The sequence below is a fragment of the Pseudomonas sp. AKS31 genome (genome assembly GCF_023634765.1).
Taxonomy (GTDB): domain Bacteria; phylum Pseudomonadota; class Gammaproteobacteria; order Pseudomonadales; family Pseudomonadaceae; genus Aquipseudomonas.
Window position 1 is genome coordinate 20,978 of the sequence record NZ_JAMLFX010000025.1, and the last position, 1,575, is coordinate 22,552.

Sequence of the window (1,575 nt, forward strand, 5' to 3'; positions counted from 1 at the left end):
GCGCATCGCGCTGATGGCCTACGGCGTGGGCGAGTAATCGTCCTTGATCGTCGTACGAATATTCGCTGAGCAGCAGGCCCTGCTGACGTTGTTGTTCGCGTCCGGACTGGTAGACATGGCGGGTCAGCGGCGCGCCGTTGAGGTCGATGTCGGTCAGCGCGCCACCCTTGGCGTGGCGGTAGTCGAGTACGCTGTTGTCCGGCAGGCGCATGCGTTTGATCTGACCGCAGGCGTCGTAGCGGTAACGCAGGGTGCCCCAGCCCTGATGCTCGGTGATCAGCCGGTCCTGACGGTCGTACTCGAAGGCCAAAGGATGTTGCTGGCCGTCGTCGACACCGATCAGTCGGCCGAGGCGGTCGTATTGGTAGGAAACCTTGATCCCGTCGGGCAGGGTTTTGAGCAGAAGACGCCCGGCAGCATCGCGCTCATAAGCAGTGAGCAAACAAGAGCCGTCATCACCGAACTCGGTCTTCTCCAGCAGATGGCCGTTGAGGTCATAGGCGTACGCGGTGCGGCGGCCGTCAAAACCGACTTCCTGACGAATCAGCCCGGTCGGCGTGTAGTCCAGCCGGTACTTTTCCCCGGACTCGTTTTCGATCTCGGTGAGCAGCAGTTGCGCATGGTCGTAGCGGTACTGCACCTGCGTGCCGTCGGGATTGATCCGCCGCGAGACCAGGTGCAGATCGTCGTCGTATTCGTAGCGGGTGATGCGCCCCAGTTCATCGCGCTCGGCGGTGACCTGACCGTAAGCGCCGTAGCTGTAGGCGCGGGTACTGCCGGTAGGAACAGTCGTCTGAATCAGTCGGCCAACGGCATCCCAATGTTGCCGGGTGACCGCACCGTGTTCGTCGGCGGTTGTGGTCCGTCGCCCCAGTGCATCGTAGGAAAAGCGCCGTACGCCACCGTCTGGCAAGGTTTCTTCGGTCAACTGGCCGAGGCTGTTCCAGACCAAGCGATGCCGGCTGCTGTCCGGATAGCGGATCGACAGCAACTGCCCGCGGGTGTCGTAGTAGTAATGGGTGACCTGACCGTCGGGATCGACCGCTTCGGTGACATCGCCTTCGGCATTGCGCCGGTAGATCCACACCGCGTCACCGCGAGAGCGTTTATGCAGGAAACCGTTGCGATACTCGTAGGACGTTGGCGCGTCAGCCGGCGGAATCAGCGCGATCAGCCGTCCGACCTCGTCGTAGCGGTATTCGGTGACCGCGCCTAACGCATCCTGTTCGGCGATCAACCGTCCCGAGGCGTCATAAGCCTTGAGCTGTTCGCCACCGTCGGCCTCGACCTTGCGCACCAGCCGCGCACGCTCGTCGTGGACGTAGGTCTCTTCGGTGCCATCGACGTAATGCACCGCGACACTGCCGTCGTCATTCCAGACGTAGCGCGTGTCCATCTGCGAGAACGATGCCCAGTGCCTGACACACCGAGCGGCTTTCCCCGAGCGCTCCCACTCCCAGAAGAAACTCGCCCCACCAGCCAGTTGCCGCTGCAGGATCACGTGGGCGTCGTCGTAGTCGTAACGCTCGCTGTCGCCGACGGCGTTGGTCGCTTCGATCAGGTGCCGATAGGCGT

General features: G+C 62.8%; 1 pseudogene. It reads right to left on the reverse strand.

The features are described 5' to 3' along the window. Nucleotides 1-1,575, reverse strand: a pseudogene (locus tag M9827_RS27320) (type IV secretion protein Rhs); the annotation flags it as partial.